At 35.6% G+C, this 376-nt stretch carries 1 protein-coding gene; it reads right to left on the bottom strand.

All coding sequences use genetic code 11. From position 1 onward, the window contains the following. The coding region (locus FOT98_RS29250) for an alcohol dehydrogenase catalytic domain-containing protein (RefSeq protein WP_186292143.1) at positions 1 to 263 on the bottom strand (263 nt) is incomplete at its 3' end. Positions 264 to 376: the final 113 nt, after the last annotated feature.

Here is a 376-nt window from a genome sequence, read left to right as displayed (position 1 = left end):
TATAGTGGAATCACATGATCACCAGGTTTTACTGAAGTCACTTCATCACCTACTGAAACGACAACACCGGCACCTTCATGACCTAATACAGCAGGAAATACGCCTTCTGGATCGTCACCTGATAATGTAAAAGCATCTGTATGACAGACAGAAGTATACAGTATTTTTACCAATACCTCTTTTGCTTTTGGTTCTTCTACATCGATTTCTACGATTTGAAGTGGTTCTCCTGGCTTAAATGCAACAGCAGCTCTACTTTTCAATTGAATCCCTTCTTTCTTTTGTTTTCTAATTTACTTTTCCATAATTACATATTATAATTCACTAGACAATACTGACGTTTTTGTCACTATAAACAAAACCCTAATAGAAAGAA

This window comes from Bacillus sp. HY001 (assembly GCF_007558965.1).
GTDB classification, from domain to species: Bacteria; Bacillota; Bacilli; order Bacillales; family Bacillaceae_G; genus Bacillus_A; species Bacillus_A mobilis.
This window is presented reverse-complemented; position numbering and strand designations above follow the sequence as displayed.